Annotated in this window: 19 protein-coding genes; 10 read left to right on the forward strand and 9 right to left on the reverse strand. The window is 66.9% G+C overall.

From position 1 onward, the window contains the following. Positions 1-39 precede the first annotated feature (39 nt). From J7U46_RS16615 to gatC, 7 genes are all read right to left on the reverse strand, one after another. Positions 40-2,049, reverse strand: coding sequence for a prolyl oligopeptidase family serine peptidase (locus J7U46_RS16615; RefSeq protein WP_282827822.1), 2,010 nt, complete (start codon positions 2,047-2,049; stop codon positions 40-42). Positions 2,050-2,147: 98 nt separating this feature from the next. After that, on the reverse strand, positions 2,148-3,041 hold the full coding sequence (locus J7U46_RS16620; protein WP_282827823.1) for a Tim44-like domain-containing protein: 894 nt from the start codon (positions 3,039-3,041) through the stop codon (positions 2,148-2,150). A gap of 73 nt (positions 3,042-3,114) precedes the next feature. Further along, entirely contained in the window at positions 3,115-3,852 is a 738-nt protein-coding gene (locus J7U46_RS16625; RefSeq protein ID WP_282827825.1) for an SDR family NAD(P)-dependent oxidoreductase, read from the reverse strand. Positions 3,853-3,866: 14 nt separating this feature from the next. Next, a complete protein-coding gene (locus J7U46_RS16630) occupies positions 3,867-4,475 on the reverse strand; it encodes a pseudouridine synthase (RefSeq protein WP_282827827.1) in 609 nt (202 codons plus the stop codon). Then, complete coding sequence (gene gatB, locus J7U46_RS16635) at positions 4,475-5,935, reverse strand: Asp-tRNA(Asn)/Glu-tRNA(Gln) amidotransferase subunit GatB (RefSeq protein WP_282827829.1); 1,461 nt, start codon at positions 5,933-5,935, stop codon at positions 4,475-4,477. Before gatB ends, J7U46_RS16630 begins: the two co-directional genes overlap by 1 nt. A 2-nt stretch (positions 5,936-5,937) precedes the next feature. Further along, positions 5,938-7,425 (reverse strand): Asp-tRNA(Asn)/Glu-tRNA(Gln) amidotransferase subunit GatA, encoded by a 1,488-nt coding sequence (gatA, locus tag J7U46_RS16640; RefSeq protein WP_282827831.1) that lies wholly within the window; start codon positions 7,423-7,425, stop codon positions 5,938-5,940. A 29-nt stretch (positions 7,426-7,454) separates the two neighbouring features. Further along, on the reverse strand, positions 7,455-7,754 hold the full coding sequence (gene gatC, locus J7U46_RS16645; RefSeq protein WP_282827833.1) for an Asp-tRNA(Asn)/Glu-tRNA(Gln) amidotransferase subunit GatC: 300 nt from the start codon (positions 7,752-7,754) through the stop codon (positions 7,455-7,457). A gap of 283 nt (positions 7,755-8,037) precedes the next feature. Between gatC and J7U46_RS16650 the strand changes: the two genes are divergently transcribed. The 5 genes from J7U46_RS16650 (at position 8,038) to rodA (ending at position 13,882) form a co-directional block, all read left to right on the forward strand. Next, the gene (locus J7U46_RS16650; RefSeq protein WP_282827835.1) at positions 8,038-9,081 is read left to right on the forward strand and encodes a rod shape-determining protein; all 1,044 of its coding nucleotides are present in this window, start codon (positions 8,038-8,040) and stop codon (positions 9,079-9,081) included. 67 nt (positions 9,082-9,148) lie between these two features. Then, complete coding sequence (mreC, locus tag J7U46_RS16655) at positions 9,149-10,156, forward strand: rod shape-determining protein MreC (RefSeq protein ID WP_282827837.1); 1,008 nt, start codon at positions 9,149-9,151, stop codon at positions 10,154-10,156. After that, complete coding sequence (mreD, locus tag J7U46_RS16660; RefSeq protein ID WP_282827838.1) at positions 10,153-10,674, forward strand: rod shape-determining protein MreD; 522 nt, start codon at positions 10,153-10,155, stop codon at positions 10,672-10,674. Before mreC ends, mreD begins: the two co-directional genes overlap by 4 nt. Before the next feature lie 14 nt (positions 10,675-10,688). Beyond that, the gene (gene mrdA, locus J7U46_RS16665) at positions 10,689-12,719 is read left to right on the forward strand and encodes a penicillin-binding protein 2 (RefSeq protein WP_282827840.1); all 2,031 of its coding nucleotides are present in this window, start codon (positions 10,689-10,691) and stop codon (positions 12,717-12,719) included. Then, on the forward strand, positions 12,716-13,882 hold the full coding sequence (rodA, locus tag J7U46_RS16670) for a rod shape-determining protein RodA (protein WP_282827842.1): 1,167 nt from the start codon (positions 12,716-12,718) through the stop codon (positions 13,880-13,882). Before mrdA ends, rodA begins: the two co-directional genes overlap by 4 nt. Here the strand turns inward: rodA and J7U46_RS16675 are convergent. Both J7U46_RS16675 and J7U46_RS16680 read right to left on the reverse strand, forming a co-directional pair. Next, entirely contained in the window at positions 13,873-15,381 is a 1,509-nt protein-coding gene (locus J7U46_RS16675; protein WP_282827844.1) for a sensor histidine kinase, read from the reverse strand. The two genes, rodA and J7U46_RS16675, sit on opposite strands and share 10 nt — an antisense overlap. A gap of 53 nt (positions 15,382-15,434) precedes the next feature. Next, positions 15,435-16,106, reverse strand: a complete 672-nt coding sequence (locus J7U46_RS16680; RefSeq protein ID WP_282827846.1) for a response regulator transcription factor — start codon at positions 16,104-16,106, stop codon at positions 15,435-15,437. Between the two features lie 134 nt (positions 16,107-16,240). Here J7U46_RS16680 and recA point away from each other — a divergent pair, with 134 nt between their 5' ends. The 5 genes from recA (at position 16,241) to sucD (ending at position 20,703) form a co-directional block, all read left to right on the forward strand. Continuing rightward, on the forward strand, positions 16,241-17,281 hold the full coding sequence (recA, locus tag J7U46_RS16685; protein WP_282827848.1) for a recombinase RecA: 1,041 nt from the start codon (positions 16,241-16,243) through the stop codon (positions 17,279-17,281). A 5-nt stretch (positions 17,282-17,286) separates the two neighbouring features. Further along, positions 17,287-17,835 (forward strand): regulatory protein RecX, encoded by a 549-nt coding sequence (locus J7U46_RS23210; protein WP_349239496.1) that lies wholly within the window; start codon positions 17,287-17,289, stop codon positions 17,833-17,835. Between the two features lie 155 nt (positions 17,836-17,990). Further along, positions 17,991-18,587, forward strand: a complete 597-nt coding sequence (locus tag J7U46_RS16700; RefSeq protein ID WP_282827850.1) for a DUF2889 domain-containing protein — start codon at positions 17,991-17,993, stop codon at positions 18,585-18,587. 27 nt (positions 18,588-18,614) lie between these two features. Then, on the forward strand, positions 18,615-19,775 hold the full coding sequence (gene sucC / locus J7U46_RS16705) for an ADP-forming succinate--CoA ligase subunit beta (protein ID WP_282827852.1): 1,161 nt from the start codon (positions 18,615-18,617) through the stop codon (positions 19,773-19,775). A gap of 31 nt (positions 19,776-19,806) precedes the next feature. Beyond that, a complete protein-coding gene (sucD, locus tag J7U46_RS16710) occupies positions 19,807-20,703 on the forward strand; it encodes a succinate--CoA ligase subunit alpha (protein ID WP_282827853.1) in 897 nt (298 codons plus the stop codon). The last annotated feature ends 41 nt before the right edge of the window (positions 20,704-20,744 follow it).

The following is a 20,744-nucleotide window of genomic DNA, read 5'->3' on the forward strand; positions in this document are numbered from 1 at the left end:
CCGCCTCGGCGGGCCTTCTTCATTGCGCTGGCTGCGCTGTCAGTGCTTGAGCAGGTTCTGCTGCATGAAGCCGATCATGGAATAGAACAGGTAGTCCTGGTTCTCCTTGCGCTGGAAGCCGTGGCCCTCGTTCTCGGCGCGCAGGTACCAGACCGGCGTGCCTTGCTCGCGCACCTTGGCCACGATCTGCTCGGCCTCGGTGTAGGGGACGCGCGGGTCGTTCTTGCCCTGCACCACGAACAGCGGCTTCTTGATCTTGGCGGCATTGGTCAGCGGCGAGATCTTGTCCAGGAATTCCTTCATCGCCGGCTCGCGCTCGTCGCCGTACTCGACGCGGCGCAGGTCGCGGCGGTAGCTCTCGGTGTTGTTCAGGAAGGTCACGAAGTGCGAGATGCCGACGATGTCGATCGCACCGACGATGCGCTCGGCGTAATGCGTGGACACCGCCAGCACCATGTAGCCGCCGTAGCTGCCGCCCACCACCATCACGCGGCTCGCGTCCAGGTTGGGTTGGGTCGCGATCCAGTCCAGCAGCGCGCCTATGTCCTTGACCGAGTCCTCGCGCTTGAAGCCGTTGTCCAGGTCCAGGAAGGTCTTGCCGTAGCCGCTGGAGCCGCGCACGTTCGGCTGGATCATCGCGATGCCCAGCTCCTGCACGAAGTAGTTGTTGCGGCCGATGAAGCCCATGGTGGATTGCCCCTCGGGCCCGCCGTGGATATTGATCAGCACCGGGCGCTTGCCCGGGAATTTGGCGGCCGGCGGCAGGTTGATGAGGCCGGAGATGGGGCGGCCGTCGAAGCTCTTCCAGCGCACGATCTGCTGGTCGCCGAACTTGCTGGTGTCGATGCCGGGCGGCGCATAGGCGCGGGTCCATTGCTCGACCTTGCCGGCCGCGTCGAGCGAGAAGATCTGGCCCGGCCCCTGAGCGCTGTTGAGGCTGAACATCAGCTCGCCGCGCGCGCGGTCGTAGCTGGCCGAACCTACCGAGCCAGCGGGCAGCTTCGGGCTGGGCAGCGGCTTGAAGCTCTCGGCGTCGTAGAAGCGCAGTTCATCGCGGCCGGCCACATTGAACTGCAGGGCCAGCTTCTTGCCGTCCTCGGTGAGCGTGCCGCCGCTGACGTCCCAGGCCATGCCGCTGTCCAGGCGCTGCAGCGCGCCGTCGGCCAGCTTGAGCCGGGCCATCTCACGGAACTCGCTGAAGCGCGTGGTGGAGACGAACAGCTCCTTGTTGTCACGCGTGAACGAAGCCGGTGAGTGGCTGGCGCGCTCGGTCTGGCCGGGCGCGGGCAAGACCTGGCGCTTCTCGCCGGTGGCCAGGTCCATCAGCCAGACGCGGGCCTCGTTGGCCGAGACGTACTCGGTCAGCGCCAGCTGCTTGTCGTCCCACGACACCGAGCCCACACCCCAGCCGCCGCCGGGCAGCTCGGCGATCTTGCGTTTTTCGGCGGGCTTCTCGGGATCCATGATCCACAGCTGGGTCATCACCTGGGCACGGCTGCCGCCTTGCGCCGTGCGGTCCAGCGGCACCGAGGTGAACAGCAGTTGACTGCTCTTGTGCAGCCAGCCGCTCATGGCATGGCGCTGGTCGGGGTCGGTCAGCAGCACCGGCTCCTTGCCCTTGCCGTCCAGGCGGTAGAGCTGGGCCACCTCGTTGCCGCCGCTGGCGCGGGCGAACACGATGTAGCGGCCGCTGCCGGGCTCGTAGCTGGCGTCGGCCACCGGGTCGACGCCATCGGTCAATTGCTCGGGCTCGGCCAGCGGGCCGGCGAGGCGGAACAGCTGCGCGGTGTTGGCGCCGGCCTTGCGGTGCGCGATCAGCATCTCGCGCTTGCTCGGGTGCCAGTCGACGAAGCCGTGGCCGCGGAAATCGTTGTAGGCGCTGACCGCCTCGACCAGGCTCTGCGGCACTGGCGGGATGCCCTGGATCACCAGGTTGGCATTGGGCTGCAGCGTGGCGGGCGGCTTGGTGTCCTGGGCCTGGGCGAGGCCGCCCGCGCTCAGTGCGAGCAGCAGCGCCGCGAGGCGCAGCGAAGACAGGGGTCGTTGCATCGAGGAACTCCCGTTCAGCAGAAATGACGAAGGGCCATTCTGACCGTGGTCGGAAGGGCCCTTCATAGGTCATGCCCCAGGGTGGGGCGCCGCTTGGCTTACTGGCTGGCTTGGATACCGGCGATGGCCCATTCGCGGCTGCCGTCCAGCGGACGCGCCAGGTGCCAGACCTCATCGAAGCCGCTCGCTGCGTCTTCGCTGCGCTCACGCACCAGGCCCCAGAAACGCACGCTGACGACCTGCTGGCCGTGTTCCTCGGCCCGGTCGATCACGGTGGCATCGAGCTGCAGCACCTCGGTCTGCTGCGTGGCGCCCTTGCGGTCCAGCAGCTCCTGCTGGATGGAGGCATACATCTCGGGTGTGGTGAAGCGGCGCAGGTCGGCCTGGTCGCCGGCATCGTTGGCGGCCTGCAGGCGGATGAAGACCTTCTTGGCCAACTGGGCGAACTCGGCGTCCTCGGCGGACGCGGCGACGGGCGCTGCTGCGGCGGCCGGGGCGGCCGAAGCAGAGAGGGGCTGCGGGTCGATGCGCTGCACCGGTGCGTAGCCACCGCCCTGGCCGCCCAAATTGCCACCGGCGTAGGCCGGCTGCGCCTGCTTGGCCGCGCCGAAGCGGCGCACCAGGAAACCAATCACCAGCATGGCCACCAGGCCGATCAAGACCATGGTCATGATGTTGGCCATGGCGGCGCCAAAGCCGAAATGGCTGGCCAGCGCGGCGAGGCCGAGACCGGCGGCGAGGCCGGCCAGCGGGCCCATCCAGGAGCGCTTGGGCGGCTGGACCGGTGCGGCGGCCGGGGCTGGTGCGGCCGGGGCCGGCTGGGCCGCGTTTTGCGTCGGTGCGGCCGGCTTGGCGGGCTGGGCCGGTGTGGTCTGCTGCGGCACCGTGCGCTTCATGCCGCCGCCGCCGATGCGTTTGGCATTGGCTTCGATGCCACCCAGGCTCAGGGTGACGATGAGGGCGCTCAGCAAGAGCTTGTTCAGGAAATTCACAGGGTCTCCAGATTCGCCCCGGGAGAGGGGCAGGATGCGAAATGGGGGCCGTGCTCGCGGTTTCAAGCCTGGCTCAAGCTTGGCGGATATCGGCGACGGGCTGGCTGCCGAAGTCGGCGCGATTGAGGTAGGCCACCAGCTTGGCGGCCGCTTCGTCGGGGCTCATCAACGCGCCGCTGGCCTTGAACTCGATGAAGCGCTGCTGCTCGGGGAAGCCGGCCGGGTCCGCCGTGCGCAGCTGCACCTGCATGTCGGTATCAATCACGCCCGGCGCCAGTGAGACGATGCGCGCGCCGTTCGGCCGAGCGGCCTCATCCAGCGCCATCGACGCCGAAAGGTTGTCCATGCCGGCCTTGGCCGCGCAGTAGGGCGCGCTGCCGGCCATCGCGCGGCGGCCGAGGCCGGAGCTGATGTTGAGGATCTTCAGCGGCACGCCCCAGGGTCGCGTGCCCTGCAGGAAGGCGGCTGACAGCAGGAGCGTGGCCTCCAGACCGACGCGGATTGCATTCGACAACTCGGCCAGCGAGGTCTGCTCGACGGGACCGGGCCGCGAGATCACACCCGCGTTGTTGATCAAAGTGGCGCTGGCAAAAGGCGCTTGCCCCGTCAGCCAGGCCTGCAGGCGCTCCGCCGCTTCGAGAGGCTGTGCCAGGTCTTGCTCCCATTGCTCCATACCGGTCAGCTCGGGGGCGGTGCGGCGGGCGATGCCGATCACGCGGTGCTCGGGCGCCACCAGCCGCTTCGCGAGGGCCGCGCCCATGCCGCGCGAACTGCCGGTGACGATGAAGAGGTGCTGCTTGCCGTTGCTCATGGCGCGGATGGTACTCAGAAGGGAGCCGGGCTCGTGACGCTCAGCGCACCGATGCTCAGCTCGCAGGCATGCAGCAGCAGGCGTGCCGCGCTGGACGCGTCACCATACAGCGCATCACCGGCGATCGGATGGCCCAGCGCCATCAGGTGCACCCGCAGCTGGTGGGAGCGGCCGGTGACGGGTTCCAGTTCGACGCGGGTGCGCCCCGCTTCATGGGCGAGAGCGAGCCAGCGGGTCAGCGAGGGCTTGCCCTGCTCGTGATCGATCTTCTGCTTGGGCCGGTTCGGCCAGTCGGCAATCAGGGGCAGGGCGATCTCATGCCAGTTGCCGTCCAGCGGCAGCAGGCCTTCGACGACGGCGACGTAGCGCTTGTGCACGCGCCGCTGCATGAACTCGTAGCTGTAGTGCCGCTGCATCTCGGCACCACGCGCAAACAGCAAGAGGCCCGAGGTGGCCTGGTCTAGCCGGTGGACGATCAGGGCCTCGGGGTAGCGCTGCTGGACGCGGGCAGCGGCGCAGTCCTGCTTGTCTTCACCGCGACCGGGCACCGAGAGCAGGCCGGCTGGCTTGTCGACGACGACGCAGGTCTCGTCGACATGCAGCCAGTCCAGCTCTTCACTCATCAACCGCCGAGCTTCTTCTTCAAGAGCTCGTTGACCAGGCCGGGGTTGGCCTTGCCCTTGGTGGCCTTCATGGCCTGGCCAACCAAGGCGTTGAATGCCTTGTCCTTGCCGGCACGGAACTCGTCCACCGACTTCTGGTTGGCGGCCAGCACTTCGTCAAGGATGCGTTCGATCTCGCCGGTGTCGTTGGACTGCTTCAGGTCCTTGGCCGCGATGATGGCGTCCACGTCCGAACCTTCCTTGGCCCACAGCGCGTCGAAGACCTGCTTGGCGGAGTTGTTCGAGATCGTGCCGTCGGCGATGCGGGCGATCAGCTTGGCCAGCAGCTCGGCACCGACTGGCGCGGCATCAATCTCGATGCCTTCGCTGTTCAGGCGCTTGCTGATCTCGCCCATCACCCAGTTCGCCACCAGCTTGGGCGCCGCGCCCGCGGCCTTGGCGGCCTCGTAGTAGCGCGCCGTGGCCAGGCTCTGCGTCATCATCGTCGCGTCGTACTCCGGCAGGCCGTCGGCCTCGACGAAGCGCTTGGCCATCACGCCCGGCAGCTCGGGCATCTCGCCCTTCACGCGCTCCACCCATTCCGGTGCGATCACCAGCGGCGGCAGGTCGGGATCGGGGAAGTAGCGGTAGTCGGCCGAGTCTTCCTTGCTGCGCATCGCGCGGGTCTCGCCGGTGTCCGGGTTGAACAGCACGGTGGCCTGCTGGATCTTCAGGCCGTCTTCGATCTGGTCGATCTGCCAGTTCACCTCATAGTCCACCGCCTGCAAGAGGTAGCGGAAGCTGTTGAGGTTCTTGATCTCGCGGCGCGTGCCATAGGGCTCGCCGGGCTTGCGCACCGAGACGTTGACGTCGCAGCGGAACGAGCCTTCCTGCATATTGCCGTCGCAGATGCCCAGCCACATGACCAGCGCATGCAGCGTCTTGGCGTATTCGGCGGCCTCGGCGCCCGAGCGCATGTCGGGCTCGGAGACGATTTCGAGCAGCGGCGTGCCGGCACGGTTCAGGTCGATGCCGCTCTGGCCGTGATAGTCCTCGTGCAGGCTCTTGCCCGCGTCTTCCTCGAGGTGGGCACGGGTCAGGTTGACCTTGTGCTTCACATCGCCGACGAAGAACTCCACCGCGCCGCCCTGCACCACCGGGATCTCGAACTGGCTGATCTGGTAGCCCTTGGGCAGGTCGGGGTAGAAGTAGTTCTTGCGCGCGAAGATGGACAGCGGCGCCACCTTCGCGCCCACGGCCAGGCCGAAGCGGATGGCGCGTTCAACGGCTGCGCGGTTCAGCACCGGCAGCGTGCCGGGCAGTGCCAGGTCCACCGGCGAAGCCTGCGTGTTCGGCTCGGCGCCGAAGGCGGTGGAGGAGCCGCTGAAGATCTTCGACTGGGTCGAGAGCTGGACGTGGTTCTCCAGGCCGATCACGACCTCGTAGCCACGGATGAGTTTGGGTTTTTGAGTCGTCGTCATGCTCAGAATCCTGCCGGTGCCTTCAGGTGCCAGTCGGTGGCTTGCTGCAAGGCATGGGCCGCGTGCAGCAGCTGGCCTTCCTTGAAGTAGTTGCCGATCAGCTGCAAACCGACGGGCATGCCGCCTTCGCCAAAGCCCACCGGCACGCTCATGCCGGGCAGGCCAGCCAGTGAGCCGGGCAGCGTGAAGATGTCGGCGAGGTAGGCCTTGACCGGATCGTCCGAGCCTTCGCCCGCCTTCCAGGCCACGCTCGGGGCCACCGGGCCTGCGATCAGGTCGCATTGCGCGAAGGCCTGCTGGAAGTCGTCCGCAATCATGCGGCGCAGCTTCTGGGCCTGCAGGTAGTAGGCGTCGTAGTAGCCGTGCGAGAGCACGTAGCTGCCGATCATGATCCGGCGCTTGACCTCGGCGCCGAAGCCTTCGGCGCGGGTCTTCTTGTACATGTCGAGCAGGTCGGTGTACTTCTCGGCGCGGTGGCCGAAGCGCACGCCGTCGAAGCGCGAGAGGTTGGAGCTCGCCTCGGCCGGGGCAATGATGTAGTACACCGGAATGGCCAGCTCGGTGCGCGGCAGGCTCACGTCCACCAGGGTGGCGCCGAGCTTTTCCAGCTCGGCCAGGCCCTGGCGCACGGCGCTGTTCACGTCAGCCGACAAGCCCTGTGGGAAGAACTCGGCGGCCACGCCGATGCGCAAACCCTTCAGCGGCTGTGCCGCCGTGGCGCCTTCGCGCGCTTGCAGCATCTGCGCATGGAAGTCCTGCGGCGGTTGCTGCACGCTGGTGGCGTCGCGCTCGTCGAAGCCGCTCATGGCGGAGAGCAGCAGGGCGCAGTCTTCGGCCGAGCGGGCCATCGGTCCGGCCTGGTCCAGGCTGGAGGCGAAGGCGATCATGCCGTAGCGTGAGCACACGCCATAGGTCGGCTTGATACCGGTGATGCCGGTGAAGCTGGCCGGCTGGCGGATCGAGCCGCCGGTGTCGGTGCCGGTACTGGCAGGCACCAGGCGCGCCGCCACAGCCGTGGCCGAACCGCCGGACGAGCCGCCAGGCACGCGGCCGGTGTCCCAGGGGTTGTGGGCCGGGCCATAGGCAGAGTTCTCGTTGGCCGAGCCCATGGCGAACTCGTCGCAGTTCAGCTTGCCGAGCGAGACCGTGCCGGCCACGTTCAAGCGGGCGACGACGGTGGCGTCGAAGGGGCTGCGGTAGCCGGCGAGGATCTTGGAGCCGGCCGTCGTCGGCATGTCGGCCGTGACGTAGATGTCCTTGTGGGCCAGCGGCACGCCGATCAGCGCGCCCGTTTCACCGGCTGCGAGGCGGGCGTCGGCCGCATCGGCGCGGGCCAGGGCGGCTTCGGCATCCACATGGAGGAAGGCGCCCAGCGATTCGTGGGCCTGGACTCGGGCCAGGAGAGCCTGGGTCACTTCGCGGCTGGAGGTCTGGCGCTGGCGCAGGGCCTGGCCCAACTCGGCCACGCCCAGTTCGTGCAAGGGTTTCATGGAGATCGGCTCGCTTCTCTTCTTGCTATTTATTCGATGACCTTGGGCACCAGGAACAGGCCGTCCTCGACCGCTGGTGCGCTTTGCTGGTTCAGCTCGCGCTGGTTACTTTCCGTGACCTTGTCGTCGCGCAGGCGCAGGTGCACCTCCTGCACGGCAGAGAGGGGCGTGTACAGCGGCTCGACGCCGCTGGTGTCCACGGCACTCATCTGCTCGACGATGGAGAAAAAGCCGTTGAGCTGGGGCAGCAGGGCGGCGCCTTCAGCGGGGGAAAGTTCCAGCCGCGCCAGGTGGGCAATGCGGCTCACGTCGTCGGATGTCAGGGCCATCGGGTGGGGGCTCCAAAGCCTGCGAAAGAAGGCTCCCAAGGGCCTTCCCTCATGCGTAATTTAGGGGGTGATCGGGTATTATCTCCGCTTATCTCCATGGCTACGGGGCTGCCCGACCGGCACGGTTCAGGCAGCCTCGTTGTACATGGTGCGAACACCGCCCGCGGCCGCCTGACTTCAGGTTGAGCGACCGCTGTTTCCCGACCCCAAATACGCGCCCAGCCAGCAACGCGACCTTTGACGCTACAGCGCAAGAAGCGCCGCGTTGGCCTCCAAACACACCATGTTCGCATCCCTGCGCCGCTATTTCTCCACCGACCTCGCCATTGACCTCGGCACCGCCAACACGCTGATCTACGTCCGCGGCAAGGGCATCGTGCTCGACGAGCCCTCGGTCGTCGCCATCCGCCACGAAGGCGGCCCCAACGGCAAGAAGACCATCCAGGCCGTCGGCCGCGAGGCCAAGGCCATGCTGGGCAAGGTGCCCGGCAACATCGAGGCGATCCGCCCGATGAAGGACGGCGTGATCGCCGACTTCGTGATCACCGAGCAGATGATCAAGCAGTTCATCAAGATGGTGCACGACACCAAGCTGCTTCGCCCGTCCCCCCGCATCATCATCTGCGTGCCCTGCGGTTCCACCCAGGTCGAGAAGCGCGCGATCCGCGACGCCGCCCTGGGCGCCGGCGCCTCCGAGGTGCACCTGATCGAGGAACCGATGGCCGCGGCCATTGGTGCCGGCCTGCCGGTCTCCGAGGCCTCGGGCTCGATGGTCATCGACATCGGCGGCGGCACCACCGAGGTCGGCGTGATCTCGCTGGGCGGCATGGTCTACAAGGGCTCGGTCCGCGTCGGCGGCGACAAGTTCGACGAGGCCATCATCAACTACATCCGCCGCAACTACGGCATGCTGATCGGCGAGCCCACGGCCGAAGCGATCAAGAAGAACATCGGCTCGGCCTTCCCGGGCTCCGAAGTCAAGGAAATGGAAGTCAAGGGCCGCAACCTCTCGGAAGGCGTGCCACGCAGCTTCACCATCTCTAGCAACGAGATCCTCGAAGCCCTGACCGACCCGCTCAACCAGATCGTCTCGGCCGTCAAGAACGCGCTGGAACAAACCCCGCCCGAGCTGGGTGCCGATATTGCCGAGCGCGGCATGATGCTGACCGGTGGTGGCGCGCTCTTGCGCGACCTGGACCGCCTGCTCGCTGAGGAAACCGGCCTGCCGGTGCTGGTGGCCGAAGACCCGCTGACCTGCGTGGTGCGCGGTTGCGGCATGGCGCTGGAGCGCATGGAGCGCCTGGGCCTGATCTTCGCCTCCGAGTAATCCCCTCCATGTTCCTGAGCAAGCCGGCACGTTGTACGACGGGCCGGCTTTTCTCCGTTTGGCGCCCATGAGCTTAGGCACCCTCGATCGCAACCCGCCGCCGCTGTTCCGGCAAGGCCTGTCGGCCGCCAGCAAGCTGGCGGTCTTCGCGGCGCTGGCCATCTTCCTGATGGTGGCCGACGCTCGTTTCAACATGACCCAGCCGCTGCGCATGCTGCTGGCCACCGCCCTGCATCCGATGCAGCGCGCCTTGCTGGCGCCGGTCGACGCCTGGGAGGCCGGCGGCGACTACCTGCGCGGCATGGAGCGCGCCACCGAGGCCGAGAACCAGGCCCGCCGCCAGCTGGTGCAGCAGGCCGAGAAGCTCTCGCGTGCCAGCCAGCTGCAGGTCGAGAACGAGCGGCTGCGCGCCTTGCTGAAGATGCAGGCCGCGCAATCGGTGCCCACGCTGGCGGCCGAGGTGCTGTACGAGGCGGCTGACCCGTACTCGCGCCGTGTCGTCATCGACCATGGCAGCCGCCATGGCGTGCGCGCCGGCGCGCCGGTGATCAACGATGCCGGCGTGCTGGGTCAGGTCACGCGGGTCTACCTGCTTTCCAGCGAGGTGACCCTGCTGGGCGACAAGGATGCAGCCATCCCCGTGCTGAACAACCGCACGCAGCAGCGCGGCGTGGCCTATGGCGGTGAGCGCAGCGAAGGTGCGATGGAGCTGCGCTTCATGGCGGCCAATGCCGACATCAAGGTCGGCGATCTGCTGTCCACCTCGGGCCTGGACGGTGTCTATCCGCCGGGCCTCCCGGTGGCGACGGTGGCTGCCGTCGAGCGCCGGGGCGACACCAGCTTCGCCCGCATCGCCCTGAAGCCCGCCTCGCCGCCCGATGCAGCCCGCCATGTGCTGGTGCTGGAGCCGCTGGCCCTGCATGAGGCGGCGCGGACCGAAGCGGCAGCAGCCGACTCGGCCGAAGCCGCGAGCGCGGCCCAGCGCAAGGCCGAAATCAAGGCCGATGCCAAAGCCAAGGCTGCCGAGGCGCGCGCCGCCGCAGCAGCCAGCAAGGCGCAGGGGGGCGAACGATGATCATGCCGCGTGGCACCGGCCAGCTGCTGCTGCCGGTCAACCCCTTGTTCATCGCCATGAGCCTGTTGCTGGCGCTGATCTTTGACATGGTGCCCATCGGCCGCGTGGCTGCCATGCCGGACCTGCTGGCCCTGGTGCTGGTGTTCTGGAACGTGCACCAGCCGCGCCGCGTGGGTGTGGGCTGGGCCTTCTTCTTCGGCCTGCTGGTCGACGTGCACCACGGCGCGCTGCTCGGTCAACATGCGCTGGCCTACAGCATGCTGAGCTTCGGCGCTGTGGCGCTGCACCGCCGCCTGCTGTGGTTCAAGCTGCGCGAGCAGGCCTTGCATGTGCTGCCGCTGTTCATTGGCGCGCATGCGGTCTCGTTGATCGTGCGCCTGATCGTCGGCGGCATGTGGCCGGGCTGGACCCTGATCTTCGCGCCGCTGATCGAGACGGCGCTGTGGCCCATCGCCACGGCGCTGCTGCTGGCGCCGCAACGCCGGCCGCCCGATCCCGACGCCCACCGTCCGCTGTGAGGCTGGTCTAGCCTGTGACGCTGATTACGAACCTTCACCAGGAGCTGGGCCGTTTCCGCCTGCGCGTGCTCGCGGCCGGCGCCTTCGTGCTGTTCTGCTTCCTCTTGCTGCTGGCGCGCCTCGTCTGGCTGCAGGTGGTGCAGCACAACGCCTTCCTGGAGCGCGCCGAATCCAACCGCACGACGGTCGTGCCCATCGTGCCCAACCGCGGCCTGATCGTGGACCGCAACGGCATCGTGCTGGCCAGCAATTACTCGGCCTACACGCTGGAGATCACGCCCTCCAAGGTGGTGGACCTGGACAAGGCCATCGACGAGCTCTCAGGCGTGATCGAGATCCAGCCGCGCGACCGCAAGCGCTTCAAGCGCCTGATGGAGGAGAGCAAGAACTTCGAGTCGCTGCCCATCCGCACCAAGCTGACGGACGTGGAGGTGGCGCGCTTCGCGGCACAGCGCTTCCGCTTCCCCGGCGTGGAGATCAAGGCGCGGCTGTTCCGCAGCTATCCGCTCGGCGAGGTCGGCAGCCATTTGATCGGCTACATCGGCCGCATCAACCAGGCCGAGAAGAAGGCACAGGACGACTGGAGCGAAGAAGAGATCGCCAACTACCGCGGCACGGAGTACATCGGCAAGCTGGGTCTGGAGCAGGCCTATGAGCGCGAGCTGCATGGCATCACCGGCTTCGAGCAGGTCGAGACCAGCGCGGGCGGCAAGGCCGTGCGGCGCCTCGCGCACCGGCCGCCGACGCCGGGCAATACCCTGGTGCTGTCCATCGACATCCGCCTGCAGGCCCTGGTGGAAGAGCTCTACAAGGACCGGCGCGGCGCGCTCGTGGCCATCGACCCACGCAATGGCGAGGTGTTGGCCTTCGTCTCCAAGCCGACCTTTGATCCCAACCTCTTCGTTGACGGTATCGATGCCGACAGCTGGCGCGACCTGAACGAGAACCCCGACAAGCCGCTCTTGAACCGCGCGCTGCGCGGCACCTACCCGCCGGGATCGACCTTCAAGCCGCTGATGGCGATGGCGGCCTTGAACAGTGGCAAGCGGGCGGCCAATGTGGTCATCATGGACAACCTGAACTACACCTTTGGCAACAAGGTGTTCGGCAGCCCCGAGACCGACCGTGCCGGCCCCAAGGACATGCGCCTGGCCATCGTCAGCTCGTCCAACGTCTACTTCTACAGCCTGGCCAACGAGATGGGCGTGGACCTGATCCATGACCAGCTGGAACCCTTCGGCCTCGGCCGCAAGACCGACATCGACCTGCAGGGCGAGGTCACCGGCGTGCTGCCCTCCCAGGACTGGAAGCGCCGCTATTTCGCCAAGAATCCGGCCAACCAGAAGTGGTTCCCCGGCGAGACGATCTCGCTGGGCATCGGCCAGGGCTACAACAACTTCACCATGCTGCAGATGGCCAATGCCTACGCGACCGTCGCCTCCGGCGGCCAGCGCTTCAAGCCGCGCCTGGTGCGCGAGATCCAGGACGTGGTGCAGCACAAGAACCGTCGCATGGCCAGTGACGCGCTGGAGCCGCTGCCGCTGAAGCCCGAGCATGTGGACGTGATCCGCAATGCGATGAACGGCGTGACGCTGGAAGGCACTTCGCGCCAGGTCTTCCTCGGCGCGGCCTACCAGAGCGGCGGCAAGACCGGCACGGCCCAGGCCGTGGGCCTCAAGGCCGGCGAGAAGTACAAGGACATCAAGGCCGACGAGCGCAAGCGCGACCACTCGCTCTATGTCGCCTTCGCGCCGATGGAGGCGCCGACGATTGCGCTGGCCCTGATCGTGGAGAACGCCGGCTGGGGTTCCAGCGGTGCGGCGCCGATTGCCCGCCGCGTGTTCGACTACGTGCTGCAGGGTCAGTACCCGAGCGAGGAAGACATCCTGCAGACGCAGCAAGCCAAGACCTATGCACCGATTGGCACGCCGCGCCGCGCGGCCGATGTGCCCCTGCCGGGCAGCCCGGCGGCAGCCAGTGCGCCAGCCTCGGCGGCCTCCGTGGCGAGTGCGGCGAGCGCGGCCGCATCAGGAGCATCGCGATGAGCGCCGTCCTCAGCAAACCCAGCCTGCTGCGCCGCATGCGGCCCTTGTTCGCCGGCTTCGACGTGCCCCTGCTGCTGGCCATGTTCTGGCTGATGGCCCTGGGCCTCTTGTGCATGTACTCTGCCGGCTACGACCATGGCACGCGCTTCGTCGACCATGGGCGCAACATGCTGCTGTCGCTGGGCGTGATGTTCCTGGTGGCACAGGCGCCGCCGCAGAAGGTGGCGCGCCTCGCGGTGCCGCTGTATGCGATGGGCGTGGCCCTGCTGCTGGCCGTGGCTCTGTTCGGCATCAGCAAGAAGGGCGCGACGCGCTGGCTCAACATCGGCATCACGCAGATCCAGCCCTCCGAGCTGCTGAAGATCGCCGTGCCGCTGATGCTGGCCTGGTGGTTCCAGAAGCGCGAGGGCCAGCTGCGCCTGCCCGACTTCATCGCCGCCTTCCTGCTGCTGGCCGTGCCGGTGGGCCTGATCGCCAAGCAGCCCGACCTGGGCACCTCCATCCTGGTGCTGGCAGCCGGGCTTTACGTGATCTTCTTCGCCGGCCTGTCCTGGAAGCTGATCGTGCCGGCCGTGGTGGCGGGCGCCATTGCCATCACGGCCCTGGTGATGAGCGAGGACGCGATCTGCCAGCCCGATGTGAAATGGCCGGTGCTGCGCGAGTACCAGAAGAACCGCGTCTGCACCCTGCTGGACCCGAGCAAGGACCCGCTGGGCAAGGGCTTCCACATCATCCAGGGCGAGATCGCCATCGGCTCCGGCGGTGTGACCGGCAAGGGCTTCATGAAGGGCACGCAGACCCACCTGGAGTTCATTCCCGAGCGCACCACCGACTTCGTCTTCGCGGCCTATGGCGAGGAGTTCGGCCTGCTCGGCGCACTTGGGCTCCTGATCGGCTTCACCGCCTTGATACTGCGCGGCCTGGCCATCGCGAGCGAGGCGCCGACGATGTTCTCGCGCCTGCTGGCCGGCGCCATCACGCTGTCTTTCTTCACCTATGTCTTCGTCAACATGGGCATGGTCAGCGGCATCCTGCCGGTGGTGGGCGTGCCCCTGCCCTTCATCAGCTATGGCGGCACGGCCATGGTGATGCTGGGCATCAGCCTCGGCCTCCTGATGGGCATAGGCCGCAGCCGCCGCAACGCCTCATCGCATCACGGCTGAGGCGGTTCGGGCGGCGTCTGTTGTGACGGCGACTGGGCCTGGAAGCGGATGGTGAAGCGTGCACCGGGTGTCTCTTGGCTGCCTGCCGCCGGGCGGCGCTCGCGGGTCTCGTCCAGCGTGACCTCGGTGCCATGCTGCTGCGCGATCTCGCGCACGATGGCGAGGCCGAGGCCCGAGCCATCGACCTCGGTGCCCAGCGCCCGATAGAAAGGCTGGAACACCTTCTCGCGCTCGCTCTCCGGAATGCCCGGCCCTGAGTCTTCCACCTGCAGCACCACGACCTGGCCGAACGGGTCTTCGACGACCCGCACCGTCACCGTGCCGCCCGCAGGCGTGTAGAGCAGTGCGTTGTCCACGAGGTTGCGTATCAGCTCGCGGATGAGCAGCGGATGGCCCAGCACGCGCAGCTGGCTGGCGGCGAATTCGGCACCCTCGTAGCCGAGGTCGATGCGCTTCTCCATCGCGCGGGGCACGAAGTCGCGCACCGTCTCTATCGCCAGGCCGCAGAGATTCACCAGGCTGCGGCGCGCCGCATGCTCCTTGTCTTCGGCGCGGGCCATGGCGAGCAGCTGGTTGACCATGTGGGCGGCGCGCTGGCTCGAGAGGGAGATCTGCTGCAGCGAGCGCTTCAACTCCGGCGGCGAGCTGCGGCCCTCGTCGATTTCGCGCTGGGCGAACTCGGCTTGCGTGCGCAGGCCGGCCAGCGGCGTTTTCAGCTGATGGGCGGCGTCAGCGAGGAAGTGCTTCTGGCTGCTGATCGACTGATCGAGCCGCGCCAGCAGGTCGTTGATGGCGCGCACCAGCGGTGCCACTTCATCGGGCACGCGGCGCTCGTCGATGGGGCTCAAGTCCGAGCTCTCGCGGCGGCGGATGCGGCGCTGCAGCTCGTTCAGCGGAGCGATGCCGCGCGCCAGCGCCAGCCACACCAGCAGCACGGCCAGCGGCAGGATGACGAACTGCGGCAGGATCACGCCCTTGATGATTTCGTTGGTCAGGCGCGAGCGCTTGCCGAGGGTCTCGGCCACCTGGACCAGCATGGTGCGGTTGGCGCCGGTCTGGCCGTCGGGCGCGACCCAGAGGTAGGCCACGCGCACGCTCTCGCCGCTGATCTCGTCATCGCGGAACTGCAGTTCCCAGGGCTGGATGGCGGGGTCGGTGGGAGGCACTGGCAGCGCGCGGTCGCCGCTCAGGTACTCGCCGCGCAGGCCCAGCACCTGGTAGTAGACGGTGTCGCTCTCGTCGGCGCGCAGGAGCGCGGCGGCCTCGGCCGAGAGTGCATAGCGCCCCTTGCTCGGCGTGGCCCGTGCCGACTCGGCCGCCACCTGCAGGCCGAGGTTGCGCGCCATCTCGCCGAGCTCGCGGTCATAGGGCTTGGCCGAGATGCCCTGCGCCACCAGCCAGGTCAGCGCCACGCTGATAGGCCAGATCAGCAGCAGCGGCGCCAGCATCCAGTCGAGGATCTCGCCGAACAGCGAGCGGGGCTGGGGTTCGGTGCTCATCGCTCGGTGGGCCGACGGCCGCGCTGGGTCATCGGCGTGTTCCGCTCAGTCATTCAGCCAGGGATCTTTTCCAGGCAGTAACCCAAGCCTCGCACGGTGGCGATTCGGATCGGCCCCTGCTCGATCTTCTTGCGCAGCCGGTGGATATAGACCTCGATGGCGTTGTTGCTGACTTCCTCGCCCCATTCGCAGAGGCGCTCGACCAACTGGTCCTTGCTGACCAGGCGGCCGGCGCGCTGCAAGAGCACCTCCAGCAGCGACAGCTCGCGTGCCGACAGTTCGATCATCTGCTCATTGATATAGGCCACGCGGCCGGTGGCGTCGAAGGACAGCGGGCCGTGCTTGATGACGGTGGAGGCGCTGCCGAGGCCCCGGCGGGTGAGGGCGCGCACCCGCGCCTCCAGCTCCTGCAGCGAGAAGGGCTTGGCCATGTAGTCGTCCGCGCCCAGGTCCAAGCCCTTGACGCGTTGCTCCACGCTGTCGGCCGCTGTCAGGATGAGCACCGGCACGCTGGAGCCACGGCCGCGCAGCTTGCGCAGCACCTCGAGGCCATGCAGCTTGGGCAGGCCGAGGTCGAGGATCAGAAGGTCGAATTCATGCGAGGCCAGCGCCGCGTCGGCCTCGCTGCCGCTGCCCACCTGATCGACGGCATAACCCGAGGCGCGCAGCGAGCGCAACAGGCCGTCGGCCAGCACTTGGTCGTCTTCCGCAATCAGGATCCGCATGGGCTTGTCTCCGTGTTTCCCCCATTCTAGGGAGCAAAGCATGCTGACAAAGCTTGGCAGCAGACCCTGGTTAAACTACTGTACGGATATACAGATTTCGGCTGATAATGCCTTCAGCCCCAACAGGAGAAAACATGGACGCACCGGTCAAAGCCCTCAACACCGAAAAAGCCAAGGCCCTGCAAGCCGCCCTGGCCCAGATTGAAAAGCAGTTCGGCAAGGGTTCGATCATGCGCCTCGGTGAAGGCGAGGTGATCGAAGACATCCAGGTCGTCTCCACCGGCTCGCTGGGCCTCGATATCGCCCTCGGCGTTGGCGGCCTGCCGCGCGGCCGCGTCGTCGAGATCTACGGCCCCGAGTCCTCCGGCAAGACCACGCTCACGCTGCAGGTCATCGCCGAGATGCAAAAGCTGGCCGGCACCTGCGCCTTCATCGACGCCGAGCATGCGCTCGATATCCAGTACGCGCAGAAGCTGGGCGTCAATCTGCAAGAGCTGCTGATCAGCCAGCCCGACACCGGCGAGCAGGCCCTCGAAATCGTCGACGCCCTGGTGCGCTCCGGCTCGGTGGACCTGATCGTCGTCGACTCGGTCGCCGCGCTCACCCCCAAGGCCGAACTCGAAGGCGAAATGGGCGACTCCCTGCCCGGCCTGCAGGCCCGGCTGATGAGCCAGGCCCTGCGCAAGCTCACCGCCACGATCAAGAAGACCAATTGCACGGTCATCTTCATCAACCAGATCCGCATGAAGATCGGCGTGATGTTCGGCAGCCCCGAAACCACCACCGGCGGCAACGCCCTGAAGTTCTACGCCTCGGTGCGCCTCGACATCCGCCGCATCGGCTCGATCAAGAAGGGCGAAGAGGTGATCGGCTCCGAGACCAAGGTCAAGGTCGTCAAGAACAAGGTCTCCCCCCCGTTCAAGACGGCCGAGTTCGACATCCTCTATGGCGAGGGCATCAGCCGCGAAGGCGAGATCATCGACATGGGCGTCAATGCCAAGGTGGTCGAGAAGTCCGGCTCCTGGTATGCCTACAACGGCGAGAAGATCGGCCAGGGCAAGGACAACGCCCGCGAGTTCCTGCGCGAGAACCCTGACGTGGCCGTCGAGATCGAGAACAAGATCCGCGAGTCGGTCGGCATCGCGCTGCTCAACACCGCCCCCGGAGCCGAGTAAGTGCCGTGGCGGCAGGCAAGCCGCTGTCGCTGAAGGCCCGCGCAATCGCTCTGCTGGCTCAGCGCGAGCACAGCAGGGCCGAGCTGCAACGCAAGCTGCTGCGCATCGCGCGGGATCGGCGGGATCGGGACCGAGCGGCTGCGGTGGCTGAAGCGGGTGAAGCGGCGGCCAAGCCGGATGTCTTTGCCGAACCCGACGATGAGCCGGCGGCGAACGCGGTGGAGGCTGAGGTCGAGCAGTTGCTCGCCTGGTTGCAAAGCCAGGGCTACCTGAACGAAGAGCGCTTCGTCGAGTCGCGGCTGCACCTGCGCTCGCAGCGCTTTGGCAGCCTGCGCATCAAGCAGGAGTTGGCCCAGCATGGGCTGGCCCTGTCCAGCGAGCAGGCCCAAGGCCTGCGGGAGGCGGAGTTACCGAGGGCGATGGAAATCCGCCGGCGCAAATTCGGCGAGGCGCTGCCAGCCGATGCCGCGGGCCGGGCCAAGCAGACCCGTTTTCTGGCGGCCCGAGGCTTTTCTGCCGACGTGATCCGCAAGGCCTTGAAAGACCCCGACTGAGCCGGCGAGGCACCAAGGCAGGGCGCGGCGACAGTTCCGCGACAGGCTTGATGCGGCGCAGCATGCTACATTGCCGGCTTGCGCAAACGCCGCCGTCGCCGGTTTTTCACCGTGCCCCGGCGGTTTTGTCGTGAACCTTGCGATCACTTCCCCCGATGTCCCCGAACGCCCCCTCCCCCGAGCGTCGTTTGATGCACAGCCGCGCCACGCTGGTGCAGGTCTATGCACGCGATGACGGCCTGTTCGATGTGGAGGCTGAGCTGCGCGACACCAAGACCCGCGACATGCAACTCTCGGCCGGCGTGCGCAAGGCCGGCGAACCGGTGCACGACATGCTGCTGCACCTGGTGGTCGATACCCAACTGAACATTCTCGAGGCCGGCTCCGCGACCCGGGCCATGCCGTATCCCGGCCATTGCGAGCAGCATGGTGAAGCCTATGGACGCCTGAAGGGCCTGAACCTGCTCAAGGGTTTCCGGGCCGCCGTGAAGCAGCAGCTCTCCGGCTTGCGGGGCTGCACCCACCTGACCGAGCTCTGCCAGGTCCTGCCTACCGCCGTGATCCAGGCCTTTGCCGGCGTGGTCATCGACACCCGCGAAGGCAGCGACGATGGCCAGCCCCCGTTCCAACTCGACCGCTGCCACGCCCTGCGTCGCGATGGCGCGGTCGTGCAAGCTCATTACCCGCGCTGGTACCGCCAAGGGGAGGCCCGCGTGGCCGCCCCGGCTGCGGCTCCGGCCACCTCTTCCTGACACTCTTTCCCTCTAAGCGAGACCCCTATGAAGATTCATGAATACCAGGGCAAGGAAATCCTGCGCCAGTTCGGTGTGCCGGTGCCGCGCGGCATTCCCGCCTTCACCGTGCAAGAAGCGGTGGAAGCCGCTCAGAAGCTGGGCGGCCCGGTCTGGGTGGTCAAGGCTCAGATCCACGCCGGTGGCCGTGGCAAGGGCGGTGGCGTCAAGGTCGCCAAGACCCTGGACGATGTGAAGGCCCTGTCCGAGAAGATCCTCGGCATGCAGCTGATCACGCACCAGACCGGCGCTGAAGGCCAGAAGGTCCGTCGCCTCTACATCGAAGACGGCGCCGACATCAAGAACGAGCTCTACGTTTCGCTGGTCACCGACCGCGGCACGCAGAAGGTCGCCTTCATCGCTTCCAGCGAAGGCGGCATGGACATCGAAGAGGTCGCCCACTCGACGCCCGAGAAGATCATCACCGAGATGATCGACCCGCTGGTGGGCCTGACCGCCGAGCAGAGCAAGAAGATCGCCGCGGCCATCGGCCTGACCGGCGCCTCGATCGACCAAGCCGTCGACATCTTCGCCAAGCTCTACAAGTGCTACATGGACACCGACGCTTCGCTGGTTGAAATCAACCCGCTGAACTGCGACTCCAAGGGCAACCTGATGGCGCTGGACGCGAAGTTCAACTTCGACGCCAACGCCCTGTTCCGCCACCCCGAAATAGTCGCCTACCGCGATCTGGACGAAGAAGATCCGGCCGAAGTCGAGGCTTCCAAGTTCGACCTGGCCTACATCAGCCTGGACGGCAACATTGGCTGCCTGGTGAACGGTGCCGGCCTGGCCATGGCCACGATGGACACCATCAAGCTGTTCGGCGGCGAGCCGGCCAACTTCCTGGATGTCGGCGGTGGCGCCACGGCCGAGAAGGTCACCGAAGCCTTCAAGATCATGCTGAAGAACGAGTCCGTGAAGGGCATCCTCGTCAACATCTTCGGCGGCATCATGAAGTGCGACACCATCGCCGAAGGCGTGATCACCGCCTGCAAGGCCGTGAATCTGTCTGTGCCGCTGGTCGTCCGCATGAAGGGCACGAACGAAGAACTGGGCAAGAAGATGCTGGCCGAATCCGGCCTGCCCATCATCGCTGCCGATTCGATGGCCGAAGCCGCGACCAAGATCGTCGCCGCCGTTGCCTGAGTCTGCCTAAGCCCACGCAAGGAAAGAAAACATGTCCATCTACATCAACAAAGACACCAAGGTCATCACCCAGGGCATCACGGGCAAGACCGGTCAGTTCCACACCCTGGGCTGCCAGGCCTACGCGAACGGCAAGAACGCCTTCGTCGCCGGCGTGAACCCCAAGAAGGCGGGCGAGAAGTTCTCGGACATCCCCATCTATGCCACCGTCAAGGAAGCTGCCGGCCAGACCGGCGCTACGGTCTCCGTGATCTACGTGCCGCCCGCTGGCGCCGCTGCCGCGATCTGGGAAGCCGTTGAAGCCGACCTGGACTTGGCCATCTGCATCACCGAAGGCATCCCGGTCAAGGACATGCTGGAAGTGCGCAACAAGATGAAGGCCAAGGAAGCCGCCGGTGGCAAGCGCACGCTGCTGCTGGGCCCCAACTGCCCCGGCCTGATCACGCCCGACGAAATCAAGATCGGCATCATGCCCGGCCACATCCACCGCAAGGGCCGCATCGGCGTGGTCTCGCGCTCGGGCACGCTGACCTATGAAGCCGTGGCGCAGCTGACCGAAATCGGCCTGGGCCAATCGTCGGCCGTCGGCATCGGTGGCGACCCGATCAATGGCCTGAAGCACATCGACGTGATGAAGGCTTTCAACGACGATCCGGACACCGATGCCGTCATCATGATCGGTGAGATCGGCGGCCCGGACGAGGCGGAAGCCGCCCGTTGGTGCAAGCTGAACATGAAGAAGCCCATCGTCGGCTTCATCGCTGGCGTCACCGCCCCTCCGGGCAAGCGCATGGGCCACGCCGGCGCGCTGATCTCGGGCGGCGCCGACACGGCCGATGCCAAGCTGGCCATCATGGAAGAGTGCGGTTTCACGGTCACGCGCAATCCGTCCGAAATGGGCAAGCTGCTCAAGGGCCTGCTGAAGTAAGCACCGCGCTGTCGCGCGTTTGAGAAGGGGCCTCGCGGCCC

Source organism: Pelomonas sp. V22, from assembly GCF_030014915.1.
In the GTDB taxonomy this organism is placed as follows: domain Bacteria; phylum Pseudomonadota; class Gammaproteobacteria; order Burkholderiales; family Burkholderiaceae_C; genus JAUASW01.